Here is an 18,532-nt window from a genome sequence, read left to right as displayed (position 1 = left end):
TCGCTCAGCCAATCGTTCCGTTCACTATGGGATCGAAGGCCGTGAGGCTATCGCGTAGGGCGACGCTGCCCAAGCCGTGCGCCGGCAGGATCTCGGAGAAGCGGTTCTGCTCCCCGTGCAAGGCCATGTAGTTGAGGATCACGGTCTGCACCAGCAGGTTGACGTTGTTGGCCGCCGGCGTACTCGAGGCCTCCACCGACCCATCCGGTCGGAAGTGACCGATCTGAATATGCCGTTCCGGCCCCAGGGAGTCGCCGGTGAAGGGGCTCGGCCGGCCGTTCGGGTCGTAGACCAGGAAGAACGAGGCGGCGGTGGACTGGTTGTCCGACTGCCACTCGAACTTGCCGCGACCTTCGGGCGAGTTGTCGATGTTGCTGTTGGCGGAAACGGAGCCGTCACTGAACACGTACAGCATCAGGGGCACGCCGATGCGGGCCGCGTACTCGAGGGTCGCCCCCATGCAGCGCCCCGCCTCGAGGTCACGTTCCTCACCACGGGCGCGGCGACCGCCGTGGTAGTCGTAGCCGCCCATCTCCACCGTGCCGGCACCGGCGAAGCCGTTGATCACGAGCTTCATCACCGAGGCAGTCTTGCGGATGTCGTTGTCGTTCAGCTCCTCCTCCGTGAAGATCCCTGTGGGGCCGACGATATCGGGGTCAATCTCGGGGTTCAGGGTGGAGGGATCACCGAAGCGATCCGCTAGGTCTGCGGACTTCACGTACCCACAGCGGACGAGGTCCTTGAGGACGTCGTCGGCGGTGATCCGTGTGTCCACCTGGCCGAGCTTCATGTCGCTGATGCGCTGAATGGACTCCATCACGGCGACGGCATCGCCCTGGTCGAGCAGGCCCACGAGCTTGCCCGTATCGACCAGACCGGTCACATCGCTGGGGCGATCTACCTTGGTGGGGCGCACGCTCGGGTCCATCAGCTCCATGGGCGCCACGGAGCGACCACCGGAATCGCTGTTGCGCGAGCCGATCAGGGTGAGCAGTTCGCCGTCCGCGCCGGCACGGAAGATGCCGTACATGGGGTTGTGCGGGTTGTTGCCCGTGTCGTTCTCCGAACGCGCCGGAATCACGGCCCCGTGCACGTTGGCCAGGGTGCCAGGCGATGCCTTCTCCAGGATCCCGCGCAGGAACGCGCTATCGGAGTGGAAGGCGATGCCCATGTCCGTGTTGATGAAGTCGTTGGTTCCCGTCTGCGGGTTGGCCACGGGCGGGATCATGTCCCCGGGCAGGCCGAGGCGTGCGTAGCCCTCGGTGCTCAGGAAGTCGTACTGCCCACCGGGCCCGCCCACCAGCACGTTCGACGCGGCGACGTTGCAGCCACCGGCGAGGTCGAAGCACATGAAGGGGATCTTGCCCGCGCCCTGCACGGCGATGCCGCAGCTCTGACGCAACGTCTCCAGGTCATCGGAGAGCGCTGCGCGGGCCATCTTCGGGTTACCGAAGAGGCCGAACAGGGTGGAACCGAAAGCGAGCCCCGCCCCGTTCATCAAGCCCGCGCTGATGAACTCACGACGGGTGACCGGCCGCGGGTGATCCGGATGCAACAAGGGCTGGCGCGTGTCTGCATAGTTGATCTTGCGTGACATGTCAGTATTCCTCGTAAATCTTGTTATCGGGTCACTGGACCAGGGTCACAGCGCTGCCGAGCACGCTGGAGCACACGGCCTTGACGATGGTGCCGGTCTTGTCGGCGGGGCACGCGTTGCCGCAGGTGGTCAGACGATCGATGAGTGCATTCAGCTCATCGCGCACGTCTGCCGGCACCGGCTGGGTACCCACCCCATCGCCCATCATGTTGGCGAGCAGTGGATCGATCACCAGATCCCGCTGCGCCGCATTGCCGAAGGCCGCGTTCGGTGCTTCACCGAAGTTGAAGCCCGGGAAGTAGCTGCCGCGAGCGCCCGTGTCGTCCACCAGGGTGTTGCAGTACTCGATGGCGAGCTGGGCCACCGCGATCTGCTGCGAGGACAGGAAGCCGCCCAGCGCGTCCACCGTGGGCAGCTGCTGGCGAATCAGGTCGTAGGTGGTACGCACCGACTCGCTCTGGCTGTCCACGCCGGTCACCGCCTCCATGGTGGCGTTGATCTCGGCGAAGGTGCGGATGCCGATGTCCGGCGTCTCCTCACCGTCCACCGCGGGCGGCGGGGCGAGGGCGGCATCGTCCGTGCGCACGTTCTCGTTGTTGCCGATGCGATCGAAGGTGAGGAAGAACTCATCCGCGTCCGGTCCCTGATCGAGAGCCACGATGGTGCCGATGGTGGACAGGAACTGCCCCTCGGCGGGATCGTAGTTGGCGGTGTTCAGCATCACATCCAGGTTGGCGTAGGCCTGACCCACGGTCGGCTCGCCGCCGTTCACCCCGATGCGCATACCCTCCAAGGGGATGTTGTCGGGGATCACCGAGGTGTCCAGGCTGATGAAGCGCGGCTCCTCGAAGAGATAGCTGTAGCTATCGAAGCGGCTGACTTCGAACATCACGTAGGCCGCCGGCAGCTCCACCAGGTCCGCCACGTTGAAGAGCAGGAAGAACTTCTCGCCGACGCCGGCATCGAAGTTGCGCTGGATCTGCTCCTGGGTGAGCACGCGGTTGTGGATCGCCACCAGGCGGATGACGCCGGAGAAGGCACGGTCGTTGGATACCTCGTTACCCAGTACGAAAGCGTAGGTGTCGTCCCAGTCGGCGAGGCTGCCGCCACCGGCGTCGAAGTCGTCGGTGAACACGCCGTTCACGTAGATGCGGCGGCCGAGGAGCGCGTCGTAGGTCACCACCACGTGCTGCAGGGTGGCCTGCAGATCCTCGTCGTCAGCGAAGGTGGTCAGCACGGGCTCGCCGTTGGCGTCGGTGACGCTGGAACGGTTGAAGGCGTCGTAGCTGTAGAGGGTCTGCGACAGGGTGAAGTTGCGCTGGAACACGCCCGCCGAGTAGCTGACGATGCGCGCTTCTTCCTGGGTCACGTTGGCCGGCACCACCCACGCTTCGATCGAGTACTCACCGGTCTGGGTGATGAGCTCGTGGAGCTTGGAGCTGTTGGTGGTGGAGCCCTGGGCCTTGCCGCTGCGCAGGTCGATGCCGAAGCCGCCGACCCAGTCGAAGTCACCGCTGATGGTGAGATCGAGGGCGGGCGATACACCGCTGGTGTCGAAGGCCGTGTTGCCCTGGCCGCTCTTGAACTCGTAGAGCGCGATCACGTTGTTCTCCACCCGGCTGCCGCCGCTGGCGAGGGAGCCGTCGAACAGCGTGAGGGCCTTGCTGGTGAGCAGCGAGGGATCGACCTCCGTCGGATCGATCTGATCGGCGAAGGCTTCGATCGCTGCCTGCATCTCGGCGCCATTGGCGACGCAATCGCCCCAGCAGTTGTGGAACTCGTCTTCGAGGCGCAGCACCAGGCGAGAGTTGGCGGGGGTGTTGAGGTCGATACGCGCCTTGGCCGCCTCGTAGGAGGTGACCGGATCGGCGTTGCCGAGGTAGGGCGACTGGGCCAGTGCCGCGCTCGTCGCGTGGCAACCCGAACAGTAGGTCACCAGCAGCGGCTGCACGGTCGCGGCGTACAGAGCCGGATCCGACGGGAAGGCCTTGCTCGCACCCACGTCCTTGATCGGCGGCGGCGTCAAGATGATCTCCCGACCATCGCTCGGGCCCTCACCACCGGCCACCTCGAAGGCGAAGAGGCCAATCCAGGCGGTCATGCGATCGGCACAGGCCTGATCCGAGGCCAGCCAGCAGTTGTGGCCACCGCCCACCTTGGTGGACAGGCGGGACAGCTCGGGCGAGCCCTGGTCGAGGAGCGCTCGCGCATCCTCGAAGGCCAGGTTGATGTCGTCGTTGCGCATGAAGGTGGGGGCCTGGCCGCCCGTGAAGTGACAGCCCTGACAGCCGCCCTCCTCCACGATCGGGTCCCACACCTGGTTCTTGAAGGCCGCGACCTCGGGGGTGGCTGCCGGCGGACCGTTGTAGGCGGCGTCACCGCCGGTGCCGATGTCGGTCACGGGCAGGGGCACCGTGCTCTCACCACCACAGCCAGCCAGGACGGCGAGGGCTGCGGTCGCTAACCATGCTGCCGGCCGTGCCACAGCGCTCAATCCGCGCAAGGGCGAGGCGGGCACGAGACGATTCGATTCGTGTTTCATTGTCGTGACTCCCTTACTCGCCCATGCAGTAGGCCGCGGATTCCGCGAACACCTGCTTCATCCGATATCCGTCGGTCTGAAAGGCCGACACCATGGTGTCGATCTGGCCGCGGTCGGCCGCATCGACCGGATCGCGCAGGCAGACGTTACGGAACACCTTGCGCACCTGGCAGGACGCGAACTCCTGCGAGTTGGCGAGCTCATCGCCCATGGAGGCGGCGCCGTTGCCGCTGCCGGTCAGGTTCGCGCTCCAGCCGATCGAGGCGTGGATGCCCTCGCGCCAGTAGTTGGCCCAACTGTCGTCGGTGGTGATGTAGCCCGGCGCAAAGGTGGCGTTGTTGAGGGAGTACTTCGGTTGCACCTGGTTCGGGGTGTAGATGATGCGCCCTAAGTCCACGTCGTAGTCGTAGTAGGCGAAGGCGCCGGCCATCGGGTCCATGCCGCTGTGGCAACTCACGCAGTTGTTCAGGAACACGCGGCTGTCGCCACCGGGGCTGCGCGAGACGTCCTGGCGAATGCGGTCCGGCGTGCGCGTGGTGTCCTGCACCTGCTCCAGGTCACGGCACATGTGATCCATCAGCATGAAACGGAACATGGCGCGGTTGGTGCCCATGATGAAGTAGGCCTGCGCCGCCTGGCGCGTGGTGAAGATGCCGGCGATGCCCTGGGGCGGCAGGTCCGTGAGCGCGGACTGGGTGCGGCGCTGGAGCACGTCCTGCAGGGGCAGGCCGCGCGCTTCCAGCTCTTCGTAGTGATCGTTGTTGGTCATCGAGTACGGCGGCAAGCCGTTGCCCGAGCCCACGTAGAGGATGTCGGCGGAGAACAGGGTGTTGAAGGGCACGTCGTCGCGGATCATGCCGATCACCGTGGCCGTGTAATCGTTGAGGGGCACGAAGACCTCGCGCTCCTCGTTGGTCCACGGTGAGATCCAGTTCTTTAGCGTGACGTTGTAGAAGGCGTCGTTGCTCATCGCCAGCTCGGCGGCAGCAGCCGTGTCGCCCTCGGCGATCAACGTGGTCATCTCGTCCAGCACACTGGCACTCGGCGGCACGCCGGCCAAGCGGTTGTGCATACGTTGGGCTTGCTCGCGCGGGCCGGCGTAGGCCACCACCCCGAGGAACAGCAGACCCACCAGCAGGTAGTGGGACCAGAGGATTACACGTCGTGCAATGCGGGTATCTTGATCGCTATGACCATATCGGCAAGCATCCTGCCGGTCGCCATGGCGTAGGCGCGAGATATTCGCTATTGGATTGGCGCTCATTTCGATTACCGTCCGACTAGTGTTCTGTCGATTTTTGGGGACGCGCCCTTCAGGCCGATCAGCGCTGAAGAAGCACAAGCAAAGCGGTGAGCGTGGCTAGGAAAGACGGGCGATTTTTTGATCAACCCGCAGGCCAGCTCAAAGCGGCCTCGACTTCCTGGCAACTCCGCTGTCCTAGGCCTCTTGCCCTTAGACCGGTAGCTTTGCGTCCCCGCCTTTCGACGGGTATGCCATTAACAGTTCATCCAACTCGTATCGAGGCTTCTTCCCCTCCTCGACACGACCCCCCGGGAGCGCCCGCCATCAGCGATTGCAGCCCCCGGATGCGAGACGATTTCCACACAGCATCCCCTGCCTCGCAAACGTCTCCAAGCTGCGACGTCGCATTATCGCGACGACTGGGGAAGACCCCACCTTTTTGATTTGATCGCCTTCATAGCTACGCCTCTAAGGCACCCGCGCGATATGCGCAGAGCGTGAACCGTGCACGTCTTCGGGACCCCAGTGGGAGAAGCACAACACCCCTTCGAGGGCCCGCTTCGATTCCGAAGTTCGATGTACATCACATTGATCAGCTGGCCCACGCGATCTCCATCACGTCGTAGCGTCGCGGGGCCGTGTACGGGAGGACGGATGTGAACATGATCACGGACCGCGGATACCCCCCTGTCCATCATCCTCGACGTCGACGCAGCGGCAGCGTCGTCGAGGCGCGTGCACCGCGCGAAATCGCGCGAATCCATGCAACAAAATGCACTCACGCTGCCCACTCGCGAGGGGATAGGTCAACCGCCGGTACTCCAACGGCGTTCCCGACCCACCCCCTCGCAGCCCACTCCTCACCCGAACGGAGCGATACGGTGAAAGCCAAGCTGAAGACGCTGGTCCTCACGGCCCCCATGTTCGCCATCCTCGCCGCCTGCAGCGGCGGTGACAGCACCAACCCCCTCGACGGCGGCATCGGCTTCGGGTCGGGGCAGGAAGCGGACCCGGTGGTGATCGATTTTCCTATCGCTTATGTTAAGCGCGACCTCCCCGTCGACGAGGCGGGCGAGCTGATCGAACTCGATGCGCGCGCGCTGATCGATTTCGCCGGCGGCGCCGAGCTCTTCCTTCGCGATCGCGCCTCCCCCACATCCTTGGAAACCCACCTCACGGAGACCTTCCTGGTCGAGCTCGAGGCGGAGTACGCCACCCTGGTGGATGACCCGGAGTTCGTGTTCCCGGGCGTCGATATCCGCGACCTGACCCTCGCCTTCGACGGCAACGCCGTGCTCTTCGCCATGCGCTTCCCCCCACGTCCGGATCTTGATGAGGAAGAGCAACCGACCTGGAACATCTGGCAGTACGACCTGCTCACGGACACGCTCTCGCGCGTGATTTCCTCAGACCTGACCGCGGAACAGGGCCACGACATCTCGCCCGCCTACCTGCCGGACGGGCGCATCATCTTCAGCTCAACCCGCCAGCGCCGCTCCAGCGCCGTGCTGCTGGACGAGGGCAAGCCCCAGTTCCAAGCCCTCGATGAAGACGGCAACGAGCCGGCCTTCGTGCTGCACGTGATCGACGCTAACGGCGCAAACCTCACCCAGGTGACCTACAACCAGAGCCACGACCAGGACCCCAGCATCCTGCAGTCCGGCGAGGTGGTGTTCAGCCGCTGGGACAACAGCAACGGCGGCGCCGAGGGCATCCACCTCTACAAGATGCGCCCCGACGGCAGCGGCATCGAACTGCTCTACGGCGCCGAGAGCCACATGACCGGCACCAACGAGAGCGAGATCCACTTCCTCGAGCCGCAGGAGATGCCGGACGGGCGGATCATCGCCCTGGTCCGCCCCTTCGTCACCAACAACTACGGCGGCGACCTGCAGCTCATCGACGTCGCCAACTACTTCGAGAACACCCAGCCCCTGGCGCAGAATCTCGGGGTGCTGAACGGCCCCGCCCAGGTGCCGGCCACGATCAACCTGGTCGACACGGAGCAGGACCCCTCGCCGGGGGGACGCTACTCCAGCGTGTTCCCCCTCTTCGACGGCACCAATCGCCTGCTCGTGACCTGGAGCCAGTGCCGCCTGACGATCACGGACCCGGACTCGGGTGAGTCGCGCATCGGCCCCTGCACCGAGGCGGACCTCGAGAACCCCAACGCCGTCCCGGCCCCGCCGCTCTACGGCGTATGGCTGTACGACCTGGAGACGGACACGCAGCTGCCGATCCTGCAGCCCGAGGAAGGCGTGATGTACACGGACGTGGTGGCGACCCAGCCGCGTCCCCTGCCCACCATCATCCTGCCCGGCGATGCGGGCGAGGAGTTCGATCAGACCTTCGCCGATGAGGGCGTGGGCGTGATCCACATCCGCAGCGTCTACGACTTCGACGGCGAGGCCACCGCCGACATCGCCACCCTCGCCGACCCGGCCCTGAGCATGGCCGCGGATCGCCCCGTACGCTTCGTGCGCCTGACCAAGGCGGTCTCGATCCCCGACGAGGACATCTTCGAGATCCCCGACATCGCCTTCGGCCCCAACCGTGGCCTCGGCTTCCGCGAGATCCTCGGCTACGCGCCGGTGGAGCCGGACGGCTCCGTGCGCGTGATGGTGCCAGCCGACGTCGCCTTCTCCCTCTCCCTGCTCGATGCCGACGGCCACCGGGTGGGCAGCGCCCATCGCACCTGGCTCAGCGTGCAGGGCGGGGAGATCATGGAATGCAACGGCTGCCACGACCCGGACAGCCCCCTGAGCCACGGGCGCATGGACGCCTTCGAACCGGCCAACCCGGGCGCCCTCACCACCTCGGCGCCCTTCCCCAATACCAACCCGGAGATCTTCGCGGACTTCGGCGAAACCATGGCCGAGGCGCGCACGCGGATCAGCTGCGCCACCGATAACTGCAACGCCCTACGCCCGAGCGTCGACATCGTCTACCAGGATGTGTGGACCGACGAGGACGCCGCGGGCCGCGCCGCCGATGCGAGCTTCGCCTTCAGCTACGCCGACCTCGAGACCGCGCCGCCAACCCTGGAGGCCTGTGTGCAGGCCTGGAGCGCAGCCTGCCGCACGACCATCAACTACGAGGAGCACATCCACCCGATCTGGAGCGTGCCGCGCCTGATCCTCGACGAGGTGGACATGACCGTGATCCAGGACAACACCTGCATCGCCTGTCACAGCCCGGCAGATCCGGCCGGTGTGCTGCAGGTACCTGCGGCGCAGCTCGATCTAGGCGACGGTCCTTCCGATCAGGAGGCCGACCAGTTCAAGTCATTCCGGGAGTTGCTGTTTGGCGACACCGTGCAGGACCTCGTGGCGGGCGTTTTAGTGGACGCCCAGATACAGGTGGGGATCGACCCGGATACGGGCTTACCGATCTTTGCGACAGAGAACGTGGCGCCCCCGGCAACGGCGAATGGCGCCAACGCGTCGACGCGGTTCTTCGCCGTGTTCGCACCGGGCGGCGTGCACGAGGGCTATCTCTCCGCTGCAGAACTGAGACTCATCAGCGAGTGGTTAGACGTTGGCGCCCAGTACTATAACAACCCGTTTGCTGCCCCCGTGGACTGACGAGGCTGCCGTGTCACGTGTGCTAACCGCTGTCATCGCCGTATGCCTGGTGCTCATGAGCAGTGCCGGCTGGGCGCGCAAAGCACCCGTGCTGCTGACGGTCGCCGATCCCTATCTGGAACTGCGAACCGGTCCACACTCTGGCTATCCTGTGACCCAGATCGCAGATCGCGGCGAGCCTATCGAAGTTCTAAAGCGGCGCACGGATTGGTACAAGATCCGCACGGCGCGCGATTACGTCGGCTGGGTCTCGCGCGAGGATCTTGCGCGCACGATCCTCTCCAACGGCGATGAGGTCATCCTGAAGAACGCAGGCCTAGACGAGCTGGGCAACCGGCGCCTCGAGATGGGCTTCATGACCGGCGATTTCGGCGGCGCCAACGTGCTCACGGGCTACGGTGCGCTCGCCCTGAGCCCCAACCTGGCGCTGGAGATTCAGGCCTCGCAGGCCCTCGGGCGAGTCTCCAACAGCCTGATCGGCCAGGGCCGCATGGTGAACACCTTTTTCCCGCGCTGGCGCGCCTCGCCGTACTTCGGCATCGGCGCCGGCGTGATCAACACCTCCCCCAACGCCACCCTGGTGCAGGTGGAGGACCGCACGGACCCCGTCGCCACCGCTACCTTCGGCGTGCGCGCTTACCTGACCCGTCGCTTCATGGCCCGAGCTGAGTACAACGGTTACGTCGTGCTCACCGAGCGCGAAGAGAACGAGGAGATTTTTGAATGGAAACTCGGTTTCTCGTTCTTCTTCTGAACCTGACGCTGGCCTTCGCCCTGAGCGGTTGCGCCATCTTCGGCGGCGGCAACAAGGACGCCGAGGCCGAAGACGGCGATGAGGAAACGCTAACGCTCGTGTTCGAACCGGACATCGAGACCCGCGAGGTCCGCCAGGCCAAGATCGACACGGAGAACTTCGAGATCGGTGTCTTCGGCGGCATCATGAGCATCGAGGACTTCGGCACCAACTCCCTGGTCGGCGTGCGCGCCGCCTACCACGTGACCCAGGCCTTCTACGCCGAGGCGAGCTACGGCCGCTCAGAGGCGGGCCTCACGAGCTTCGAGGAGTTGAGCGGTGGCGCGGAGCTGCTGCTGCCGGACGATCGTCAGCTCACCTATTACAACTTCTCGCTCGGCCTCAATCTGCTGCCGGGCGAGGTGTTCATGGGCAAGAAACGCGCCTTCAACTCATCGCTGTACCTGACGGCAGGCGCCGGCAGCACGGAGTTCGCGGGCGACAGTCGCTTCACGATCAGCGCAGGATTGGGCTATCGCTTCTACGTCAAGGATTGGCTGGCACTGCACGCCACGGCGCGCGGTCACCTCTTCGATCTGGACATCCTGGGGGAGCCTGAGACCACCACCAACCTGGAAGCCCACGGCGGCTTCACGGTGTTTTTCTAATCCATTCGTAGACGCCACGACGCCGTCATCGCCAAACGCGACGGCCACGGAGATAAGCCATCATGCAACTGAAGACCCTCGCCGCAAGCTCCCTGCTCACCCTCGGCCTGCTGTTCAGCGCCGGTGGCCTCACCAAGTCCACCTACGAAGGGCAGCCCGCGCCGGACTTCACTCTGAAGAGCCTCGGCGGTGAGAACGTGCGCCTCTCCGAGCTGCGCGGCCAGGTGGTGATGATCAACTTCTGGGCCTCCTGGTGCGGCCCCTGCCGCCAGGAGATGCCGCTGCTGGAAGCGCTCTACCAGCGCTACAACCCCCTCGGTTTCGAGCTCCTGGGCGTGAACGTTGAGCAGGATGTGGACGACGCCAAGCGTTGGCTCGCCGACACCAGCGTGAGCTTCCCCGTGCTCCTCGATCCGAGCAACCAGCTCACCAAGATGTACCAGGTGAAGGCCATGCCGAGCACGATCCTGGTCGACCGCGACGGTAACGTGCGCCACCTGCACAAGGGCTACAAGCCCGGCGATGAGAACACCTACCAGGACCTCGTGCGCTCGCTGATCCGCGAGTAAGCACGGCCGTCCTTCGAAGAATTGGCATCGCGCGCCACCAACGGACGGGGCGCGCTTCGATGAGGAACCCGACATGATCAACCGACTGATCCGCGCAGCTGCCCTCGCCTCCTTCGCCCTGGCCCTCGGCGCTTGCTCCTCCATCAAGCCGTGGGTGGAGCCCTACGAGCGCGATCACCTGGCGGACCCGATCATGTCCTTCGACCGCGCGCCGGTCGCCAGCGCCTACATCGGCCACGTCCACGAGGCCCGCGAGGGCGCGCGCGGCGCCACCGGTGCTACCGGCGGTGGCTGCGGCTGCAACTGATCGCTGAAGCGGTGCTTATTTGTATGCGTAGCGGGAGTTCCCTCGTGAGTATGGCCCTCGTCAAACGCCTGGGGGCGTTGGCCTGCGCAAGCCTCGGCTTGGCGGCGCTGAACGCCAACAGCGCGATCCTGCCGGACGACCGCGCGGACGTGCTGTACCACGCCTACAGCGGCGACGGCGTGGAGGTGACAGGCCCTTCCGTGCTCGTGCGCAAGGGCTTTGGTCAACACGTGTCCGTAAGCGGCAACTACTACGTCGACAGCCTCTCGAGCGCTTCCCTCGACGTGGTGACCCAGGGCAGCGCCTACACGGAAGAGCGCGTGCAGACCTCGGCGGGCATCGACTTCCTCACGGGCAAGACCCTCATCAGCCTCAACTACACGCGAAGCGACGAGAACGACTACCTCGCCAACAACTACCACTTCGGCGTGTCGCAGGATTTCTTCGGCGATCTCACCACGATCAGCCTCGGCCTGACCTACGGCGATGACACCGTGATGCGGCGAAACGACGACGTCTTCTCCGAAAACACGCGTCGCTACGGCTACAGCTTCGGCCTCTCGCAGGTGCTGACCAAGAACGCCATCCTCGGCTTCTCCTACGAGACCATCACCGATGAAGGCTTTCTGAATAACCCCTATCGCTCGGTGCGCTTCCGCAACCCGGATGCGGGCAGTGGCTTCAGCTTCCAGCAGGAGCTCTACCCGAACACGCGCACGAGTAACGCGGCGGCCGTGCGGGCCAAGTACTACCTGCCCTACCGCGCCGCCCTCTACGGCGAGTACCGTTTCTTCACGGACACCTGGAATATCCTCGCCCACACCACGAACTTCGGCTACACGCACCCGCTGGAGCGCTGGAACCTAACGCTGGATTTCGGGTATCGCTACTACACGCAGGGTGCTGCGGACTTCTACAGCGATCTCTTCGACCGCGCGGATCAGTTCAACTTCCGTGCCCGCGACAAGGAGCTCTCCACCTACCAGGCGCACGCTCTGAGCGTCGGCGCGAGCTGGGAGTTCGGTCAGAAGCGAGGCGGCTTCGCCTTCGTCGAGAAGGGCTCGCTGAACGTCTACTACGACCGCTTCAGCTTCCGCTACGACAACTATCGGGACATCACCCAGGAAGGGCCCGTGGGCGAGGAGCCGTTGCACCGCTTCGACGCCAACGTCCTGCAGCTGTACGCCTCGTTCTTCTTCTAGGAGACGCCTGTGCCGCCCTCGCTCCGTCGCGAATGCGGGGCGAGAGAGCTGCTTGATGAGTGCGCTCGTCTTTACCCGGGTCTCCGGCTGAACCGTCGGCGTCGACCACGGCTTGGCGGCACAATTAGACCAATTGGCGATGGCCATAAAAATATGCCGCCCGATTGAGGCGGTCTATTAGGCGGTCGGAGATTTCTGTTTGATTGCTGCGTCGCAGCGCAGTAGGGTTAGGAGCGTCCGGGGCGTGCAGGTCGCTGCGAGGCAAGGTCTCCCCCCCACTTCCCTCAATCGCAGCGCCTGCACAAACCGCCCGGACTCCCTCCCTAGGGAACCCCTAGAAGTTCCAGAGCAGACTGGTGGACAGCAGGAAGCTATCGTCCACTTCGCTGATATCGAAGTACTCGTACTCACCGCGGATCTGCAGCTTGCCAAGGCGGAACTGGGCACCCAGGCCGCCGGCGAAGTTGGTGCCACTCTCCCCCACGTTGGCGGCGGGCGGCGTCGCGGTGACGTCGAGATCCCAGGCGATCAGCCCCACCTTGCCGAAGATGGACAGGGGACCCACGTCAACGGCCGCCACCGCGAAGGCATCGAAGCCGTCCGTGTCCAGGCTCGCCTCAGAGGCACCCGGCACCACCGCCTGAGGGCTGCCGAGGTCCACGTACCCGCCTTCCACACCGAGGTTGATGAACGGCACGTCGAGGTTGAAGCCGGCGAAGGCCTTCCAGGCGAACTCCTGGCCTTCGTCCAGGGCGATCTGAGTGAGGTCACTGACGGCGTCGAGGGTGACCTGCTGGTCGCTGAAGCCGATACCGCCACCCACGTAGAAGCCCGTCTGGGCGTGGGCATCGACGGCGAGCAGGGCGAGACCGGCGGCGGCAAGGCCGCCGAGAACGTGATTGCGAGACATGAGAAACAGCTCCCTGAGAGGTTTGTGAGGCGCCACTAGTAAAACGCTGGGGGATGCTAGCGGATGACATCGCCTCGTGTCGTCCAAGGGAAGCAAAAAAAAGAGGGGACACCGCGTTGCGCGATGTCCCCTCGAAGGGTAGTGCGTTGGGTGGCGTACGAGACTATTCGTGCGGCACCCAGTGGTTGACGGATGCAGCGGTGGCGGTGTCCACGCCGGTGCCTTCCTGCCAGGGCAAGGACTGGCTCCAGGTGTAGCCTTGGCTCCAGGTGTAGCCCTGTGACCAGGTGTACCCCTGAGACCACGTGTAGCCCTGGCTCCAAGTGTAGCCCTGCGACCAGGTGTACCCCTGGGACCACGTGTAACCCTGGCTCCAGGTGTAGCCCTGCGACCAGGTGTAGCCGTCGCTGTCGATTGCCTGGCCGGGCTCGCCCGCGCCCATGTCCATGATGTAGTAGTTGCCATCTTCGTCGAGGTTGGCGGGACCGCCGAAGTGACGAATGCCCTTCAGGTCATCGTCGATGTCCAGGCCCACGTTGGCGCAGCCGGTCGCGGAGCTCGCGATCGCGCCCGCTGCGTTGATGAAGCCTGAGCCCTGCTGGAACACGCTGTAGGCCAACTCACCCTTGCCGGAGAGGGCAGGACGGGCACTGGCCATCAGCTTGCACTTCACCTCGTCCGGGGTGAGCGAAGGATCTGCTTGCAGCACCAATGCCACGGCACCACTCACCACGGCAGCCGCCTGGGAAGTGCCGGACATCGTGAAGTGCTTCTGGTTGATGGCCATCGAGTCAGGATGGTTCGAGGCGATGTGACCCTTGTACGGCATCCATCCCATGATGTGACCGCCGGGCGCCACCACGTCGGGCTTCACAAAGCCCTCGTGGGTCGGCCCCGTGGACGAGAAGGACGCGAGGCGATCATCGGTCGGGTTGTTGGAGGTGAAGTTGTCCGTCGCCGCACCCACGGTGATCACATAGGGCACGTTGCCGGGCACACCCACGGTCATGGGGTCGGGACCCGAGTTACCCGCTGAAGCTACCACGACGATGCCGGCCTGCCAGGCAGCCATCACCGCCTGGTTCAGGGGGTCATCCCAGTAGTGCGACTGGGGCGTTGCGCTGAAGGAGAGGTTGAGCACGCGAATATTGAATTCGTCCTTGTGCCCGATCACCCAATCAACTGCTTCGATAACGTCCTGGTAGCTGCCGCCGCCGTTCTCGCCGAAGGCTCGAACGGAGATCAGGTCGACGCCGGGGGCAACGCCCTCGTAGCGACCGTTGCTCGCCTGAAAATTGCTGGCGATGATCGAAGAGACGTGGGTGCCATGACCGTTGGCATCGTCGACGCCGTTCGTCCACTCGTGCGCACGCTTCTCATAGATCGGCGAGCGCGTGGTGTCGACCTGGGCGACCAGACGATCCCACATGTCCACCTGGCGCTCATCCCAGAAACCTGTGTCGATCACCGCGACGCCGATGTCTTCCCCGGTGTAGCCCAAGTTGTGCAAACCCATCGCGCCGATGGCACGCGGGTAGGACGTATCCGCCGTGGCAAAGAAGCGCTCCATCCCGGCGAGGAACAACTCGAGGGACGAGAGACCTGCCTCGAGCGCGGGAGGCGTCGGCGCCGCCTCGTTCAAAGTGCTCGCCACACCAAGGGCGGCATCGGTCGGCGCCGCATCCACGACGGGTGCACCGGCAGCAGCGACGGTCGGAACGGCCGCGCGGGTCGTCTCACCTGCCGTCTCGGTGGGTGCCTTGCCAAACAGGGAGGCGAGACCACCGCTCCCCCAGCCACTCCAGCTCTTCGAGGACCGGCGGCGGCTGCTCACTTCGGCCGCTGCATCAGCGTACACACGCACATCCGCATTCGCGGAAATCGCTGCGTGCTGATCGGCATCCAGCGTGGCGGCCACCGCTTTGATTACCCCGAGGGTGGCGGTGATTTCGCCGCCCACGGTGCTCACCAGCTCCCGCGCCATCGCGACGCTGCCCGCCTGCACGATGTACGACTTGGCGCCGATGGTCTCGCTCTTGACACTGACGACGGAGTGCGACGCGCCAGCGTTTGGTGAGCTTGCGGTCGGCGCAGCAGCGTGTGCACTACCGGCCAGGAGGGCGGTTGCTACTGCGCTGGTGATCAGTGCTTGCTTGCTCATGTCGGTCTACCTGCTTCACTTTGGTGGCGTACTGGACGCCGGTTTTCACGATGAGCAAATTGTTGCGAATCGCATCGAGCAAAGGCAGGCAGGCCACGCGTTTAGCGAGCAATGAGGTGTGAACGCGCCCGCATAAGGCGCAGGTAAAATTGGGACTGGTGCTATCGGTGTCTGCGTTCCGGCCGTTTGCCCGGGCACGGGTGCCAATGTGCGCAGGAGGGCACGACCCGGGATCAACCTACCGAGTCGACGATGGGCTCAGCGTGTCCTAAGCCCGAGGAGGTCGACGCCGAACGGCGTCGACCGACTGGCATCAGTCGTTGATCGGCTCAACCACCTGATCGATCATGCCGAAGATATCCGCGCCCTGAGCGTCGCGCATTTCGATCTGCACGCGATCGCCGTAGCGCAGGAACGGCGTCTTCGCCGCACCCTCGAGGATGGTCTCGACCATGCGCACTTCAGCCACGCACGAGTAACCCACCCCACCCTCGCTGATGGGCTTGCCCGGGCCGCCGTCCCGCTTGTTCGACACGGTGCCGGAGCCGATTATGGTGCCCGCCCCGAGGGGTCGGGTCTTGGCGGCGTGGGCGATGAGCTGGGCGAAGTCGAAGGTCATGTCCACGCCGGCGTTCGCGCAGCCGAAGAGCGCTTCGTTCAGGCGCACGATCAGGGGCAGGTGGAGCTTATTGTCACGCCAGGCGTCACCGAGCTCGTCGGGGGTGACCGCCACGGGGGAGAAGGCGGACGACGGCTTCGACTGGAAGAACCCGAAGCTCTTGGCGAGCTCACCGGGGATGAGCCCCCGCAGACTCACGTCGTTCACGAGCATAGCCAAGCGAATATGTTCGCCTGCCTTGGCGGCCGGCGCGCCGTAGGGCACGTCGTCGGTGACCACGGCGATCTCCGCTTCCATGTCGATGCCCCAGGACTCATCGCCCACGCCGATGGGCTCGCGGGGACCGAGGAAGCTGTCCGAGCCCCCCTGGTACATGAGGGGATCGGTCCAGAAGCTCTGCGGCATCTCCGCGCCACGCGCCTTGCGCACGAGCTCCACGTGGTTGACGTAAGCCGAGCCGTCCGCCCACTGATAGGCGCGCGGTAGCGGCGAGGCACACTGCGCCTGGTCGAAGGGCTTGCCCTTGGAGGCGTCCGCGTTTAGCGACTCGTACACCTCGCGCAGGGCGGGCTCCGCCGTCGACCACTGATCGAGTGCTTGCTGCAAAGTCGCGGCGATATCCACCACCTCGATACAGCGGCTGAGGTCGCGGCTGACGACGACCAGCCGACCGTCCCGCCCAAAACCTGCGAGGGAAGCGAGCTTCATCGATGAACTCCTAGGAAAACGAATGCGATGAGCGCGTCACGCAGCATGCCGCGACGCGCTCGGAATCATGGGCAGCGAACGGATCAGATGACGCCGCGGCGCTCCTGATCGAGCTCGATCGACTCGAAGAGCGCCTGGAAGTTGCCCTCGCCGAAGCCCTGGTTGCCCTTGCGCTGGATGATCTCGAAGAACACGGGGCCGATCACCTCTTCGGTGAAGATCTGCAGCAGCTTGCCGCCGCCTTGGGCCTCGCCGCCGTCGATCAGGATCTTGTGCGCCTGCAGGGTGGCCAGGTCCTCGCCGTGATCCGGCAGGCGGCGATCGATCAACTCGTAGTAGGCGTCCACCGTGTCCTGGAAGGGCACGCCCCGTGCGCGCAGGGCCGGGATGCTCTCGTAGATGTCCTTGCTGCCGAGGGCGATGTGCTGGATGCCCTCGCCGTTGTAGCGGCGCAGGAACTCGGCGATCTGCGACTTATCGTCCTGGCTCTCGTTCAAGGGGATGCGGATCTTGCCGCAGGGCGAGGTCATGGCGCGGCTCAGCAGGCCCGTCTTGCGCCCCTTGATGTCGAAGTTACGCGCTTCGTGGAAGTTGAAGACGCCTTCGTAGAACTCCGCCCACTTGTCCATCTGACCGCGATCGACATTGTGGGTCAGGTGATCGATGTAGGTGAGACCGACGTCGCTCGCCGCCGGGTCAGCGCCTTCGACAGGCTCGAAGTCGACATCGTAGATGCTCTGGGCGCCATAGCGATCCACGAGGTAGATGTTCAGCCCGCCGATACCGGCGATGGCGGGGATGTTCAGCTCCATCGGCCCGACGGGGGCCTGCACGGGCGTGGCGCCGCGACGCAGGGCCTCGTCGAAGGCGAAGGCCGCGTCCTTCACCCGGAACGCCATCGCGTTGGCCGATGCGCCGTGCACGCCCGCGAACTCGGCGGGCTGGCCGCTACGCTCGCGGTTCAGGATGAAGTTGACGTCACCCTGGCGGTAGCGCACGACGTCCTTGCGACGGTGCTTGCCGACGGCGACGAAGCCCATCCGCTCGAACAGGTCAGCGAGCGCTTCCGGCTCGGGACTCGTAAATTCGACGAACTCGAAACCGTCGGTGCCGAGCGGGTTCTCGGTGATGTTCTGCGCCGTGGCCATGGTGGTGCGCCTCCCTCGAGCGAAGCTGACGAAGAGGACACCGCCCACCGGCGATATCGCGCGGGCAGGCTCATAAGCGAAAGCATGGGGCGTCCTTGTGAGGACTTAATAGTATTTTGTTTCAAATGAAATTAAAATACCGGCATGAATAAACGCGCCCGAAAATCCCCCGACGGACACCGCAACACCCTGCGTCTGCAGGATTTTTTGCCCTACCGTCTGTCCGTCCTGTCGAATCGCGTCAGTGGCCTGATCGCCACCGAGTACTCGGACCGATTCCGCCTGAGCATCCCCCAGTGGCGCATCATGGCGGTGCTGGCCGAGCACGAGGAGCTGATGGCCAGGGACATCGAGCCGATTGTCCGCATGGACAAGGTGGCGATCTCCCGCGCCGTGCGGGTGCTGGCGGACCGTCGCTACGTGCGCCGGCGAGCCAGCCGCGAAGACGGCCGGGTGACCTGGCTCAGCCTCACGGCGTCCGGGCGCCGGGTCTATCAGCAGGTGCGCCCGATCGCCCAACGGCACGAGGATCGCCTGCTGG

Annotated in this window: 14 protein-coding genes and 1 riboswitch; of the genes, 7 read left to right on the top strand and 7 right to left on the bottom strand. The window is 64.9% G+C overall.

All coding sequences use genetic code 11. From position 1 onward, the window contains the following. Positions 1–4: 4 nt before the first annotated feature. The 3 genes from AAF184_07275 to AAF184_07265 are packed head-to-tail and all read right to left on the bottom strand — an operon-like array spanning position 5 to position 5,271. Positions 5–1,597 (bottom strand): hypothetical protein, encoded by a 1,593-nt coding sequence (locus tag AAF184_07275; protein MEO0422119.1) that lies wholly within the window; start codon positions 1,595–1,597, stop codon positions 5–7. Between the two features lie 31 nt (positions 1,598–1,628). Next, positions 1,629–4,139 (bottom strand): LamG domain-containing protein, encoded by a 2,511-nt coding sequence (locus AAF184_07270; protein ID MEO0422118.1) that lies wholly within the window; start codon positions 4,137–4,139, stop codon positions 1,629–1,631. Positions 4,140–4,152: 13 nt separating this feature from the next. Next, on the bottom strand, positions 4,153–5,271 hold the full coding sequence (locus AAF184_07265; GenBank protein MEO0422117.1) for a hypothetical protein: 1,119 nt from the start codon (positions 5,269–5,271) through the stop codon (positions 4,153–4,155). 288 nt (positions 5,272–5,559) lie between these two features. After that, positions 5,560–5,645: riboswitch (cyclic di-GMP riboswitch) on the bottom strand. A gap of 618 nt (positions 5,646–6,263) precedes the next feature. Here AAF184_07265 and AAF184_07260 point away from each other — a divergent pair. From AAF184_07260 to AAF184_07235, 6 genes are all read left to right on the top strand, one after another. Next, on the top strand, positions 6,264–8,966 hold the full coding sequence (locus AAF184_07260; protein ID MEO0422116.1) for a hypothetical protein: 2,703 nt from the start codon (positions 6,264–6,266) through the stop codon (positions 8,964–8,966). 10 nt (positions 8,967–8,976) lie between these two features. Next, entirely contained in the window at positions 8,977–9,720 is a 744-nt protein-coding gene (locus AAF184_07255) for an SH3 domain-containing protein (GenBank protein MEO0422115.1), read from the top strand. Beyond that, positions 9,690–10,367, top strand: a complete 678-nt coding sequence (locus tag AAF184_07250; protein MEO0422114.1) for an outer membrane beta-barrel domain-containing protein — start codon at positions 9,690–9,692, stop codon at positions 10,365–10,367. Before AAF184_07255 ends, AAF184_07250 begins: the two co-directional genes overlap by 31 nt. A gap of 62 nt (positions 10,368–10,429) precedes the next feature. Then, positions 10,430–10,936, top strand: coding sequence for a TlpA disulfide reductase family protein (locus AAF184_07245; protein ID MEO0422113.1), 507 nt, complete (start codon positions 10,430–10,432; stop codon positions 10,934–10,936). Between the two features lie 73 nt (positions 10,937–11,009). Continuing rightward, positions 11,010–11,243: a DUF4266 domain-containing protein gene (locus AAF184_07240; GenBank protein ID MEO0422112.1), complete on the top strand. Its 234-nt coding sequence runs from the start codon at positions 11,010–11,012 to the stop codon at positions 11,241–11,243. 50 nt (positions 11,244–11,293) lie between these two features. Beyond that, complete coding sequence (locus tag AAF184_07235) at positions 11,294–12,445, top strand: DUF3570 domain-containing protein (GenBank protein ID MEO0422111.1); 1,152 nt, start codon at positions 11,294–11,296, stop codon at positions 12,443–12,445. 334 nt (positions 12,446–12,779) lie between these two features. On the opposite strand, the gene AAF184_07230 is transcribed toward AAF184_07235, so the two are convergent. From AAF184_07230 to hppD, 4 genes are all read right to left on the bottom strand, one after another. Next, positions 12,780–13,355: an outer membrane beta-barrel protein gene (locus AAF184_07230; protein MEO0422110.1), complete on the bottom strand. Its 576-nt coding sequence runs from the start codon at positions 13,353–13,355 to the stop codon at positions 12,780–12,782. A 163-nt stretch (positions 13,356–13,518) separates the two neighbouring features. Next, positions 13,519–15,516, bottom strand: a complete 1,998-nt coding sequence (locus tag AAF184_07225) for a S8 family serine peptidase (protein MEO0422109.1) — start codon at positions 15,514–15,516, stop codon at positions 13,519–13,521. Between the two features lie 313 nt (positions 15,517–15,829). Then, a complete protein-coding gene (locus AAF184_07220; GenBank protein ID MEO0422108.1) occupies positions 15,830–16,843 on the bottom strand; it encodes a fumarylacetoacetate hydrolase family protein in 1,014 nt (337 codons plus the stop codon). Between the two features lie 83 nt (positions 16,844–16,926). Continuing rightward, complete coding sequence (gene hppD, locus AAF184_07215; protein ID MEO0422107.1) at positions 16,927–17,991, bottom strand: 4-hydroxyphenylpyruvate dioxygenase; 1,065 nt, start codon at positions 17,989–17,991, stop codon at positions 16,927–16,929. Between the two features lie 144 nt (positions 17,992–18,135). Here hppD and AAF184_07210 point away from each other — a divergent pair. Next, the coding region (locus AAF184_07210; GenBank protein ID MEO0422106.1) for a MarR family transcriptional regulator at positions 18,136–18,532 on the top strand (397 nt) is incomplete at its 3' end.

It is taken from the genome of Pseudomonadota bacterium, from assembly GCA_039815145.1.
GTDB lineage: Bacteria > Pseudomonadota > Gammaproteobacteria > Steroidobacterales > JBCBZW01 > JBCBZW01.
This window is presented reverse-complemented; position numbering and strand designations above follow the sequence as displayed.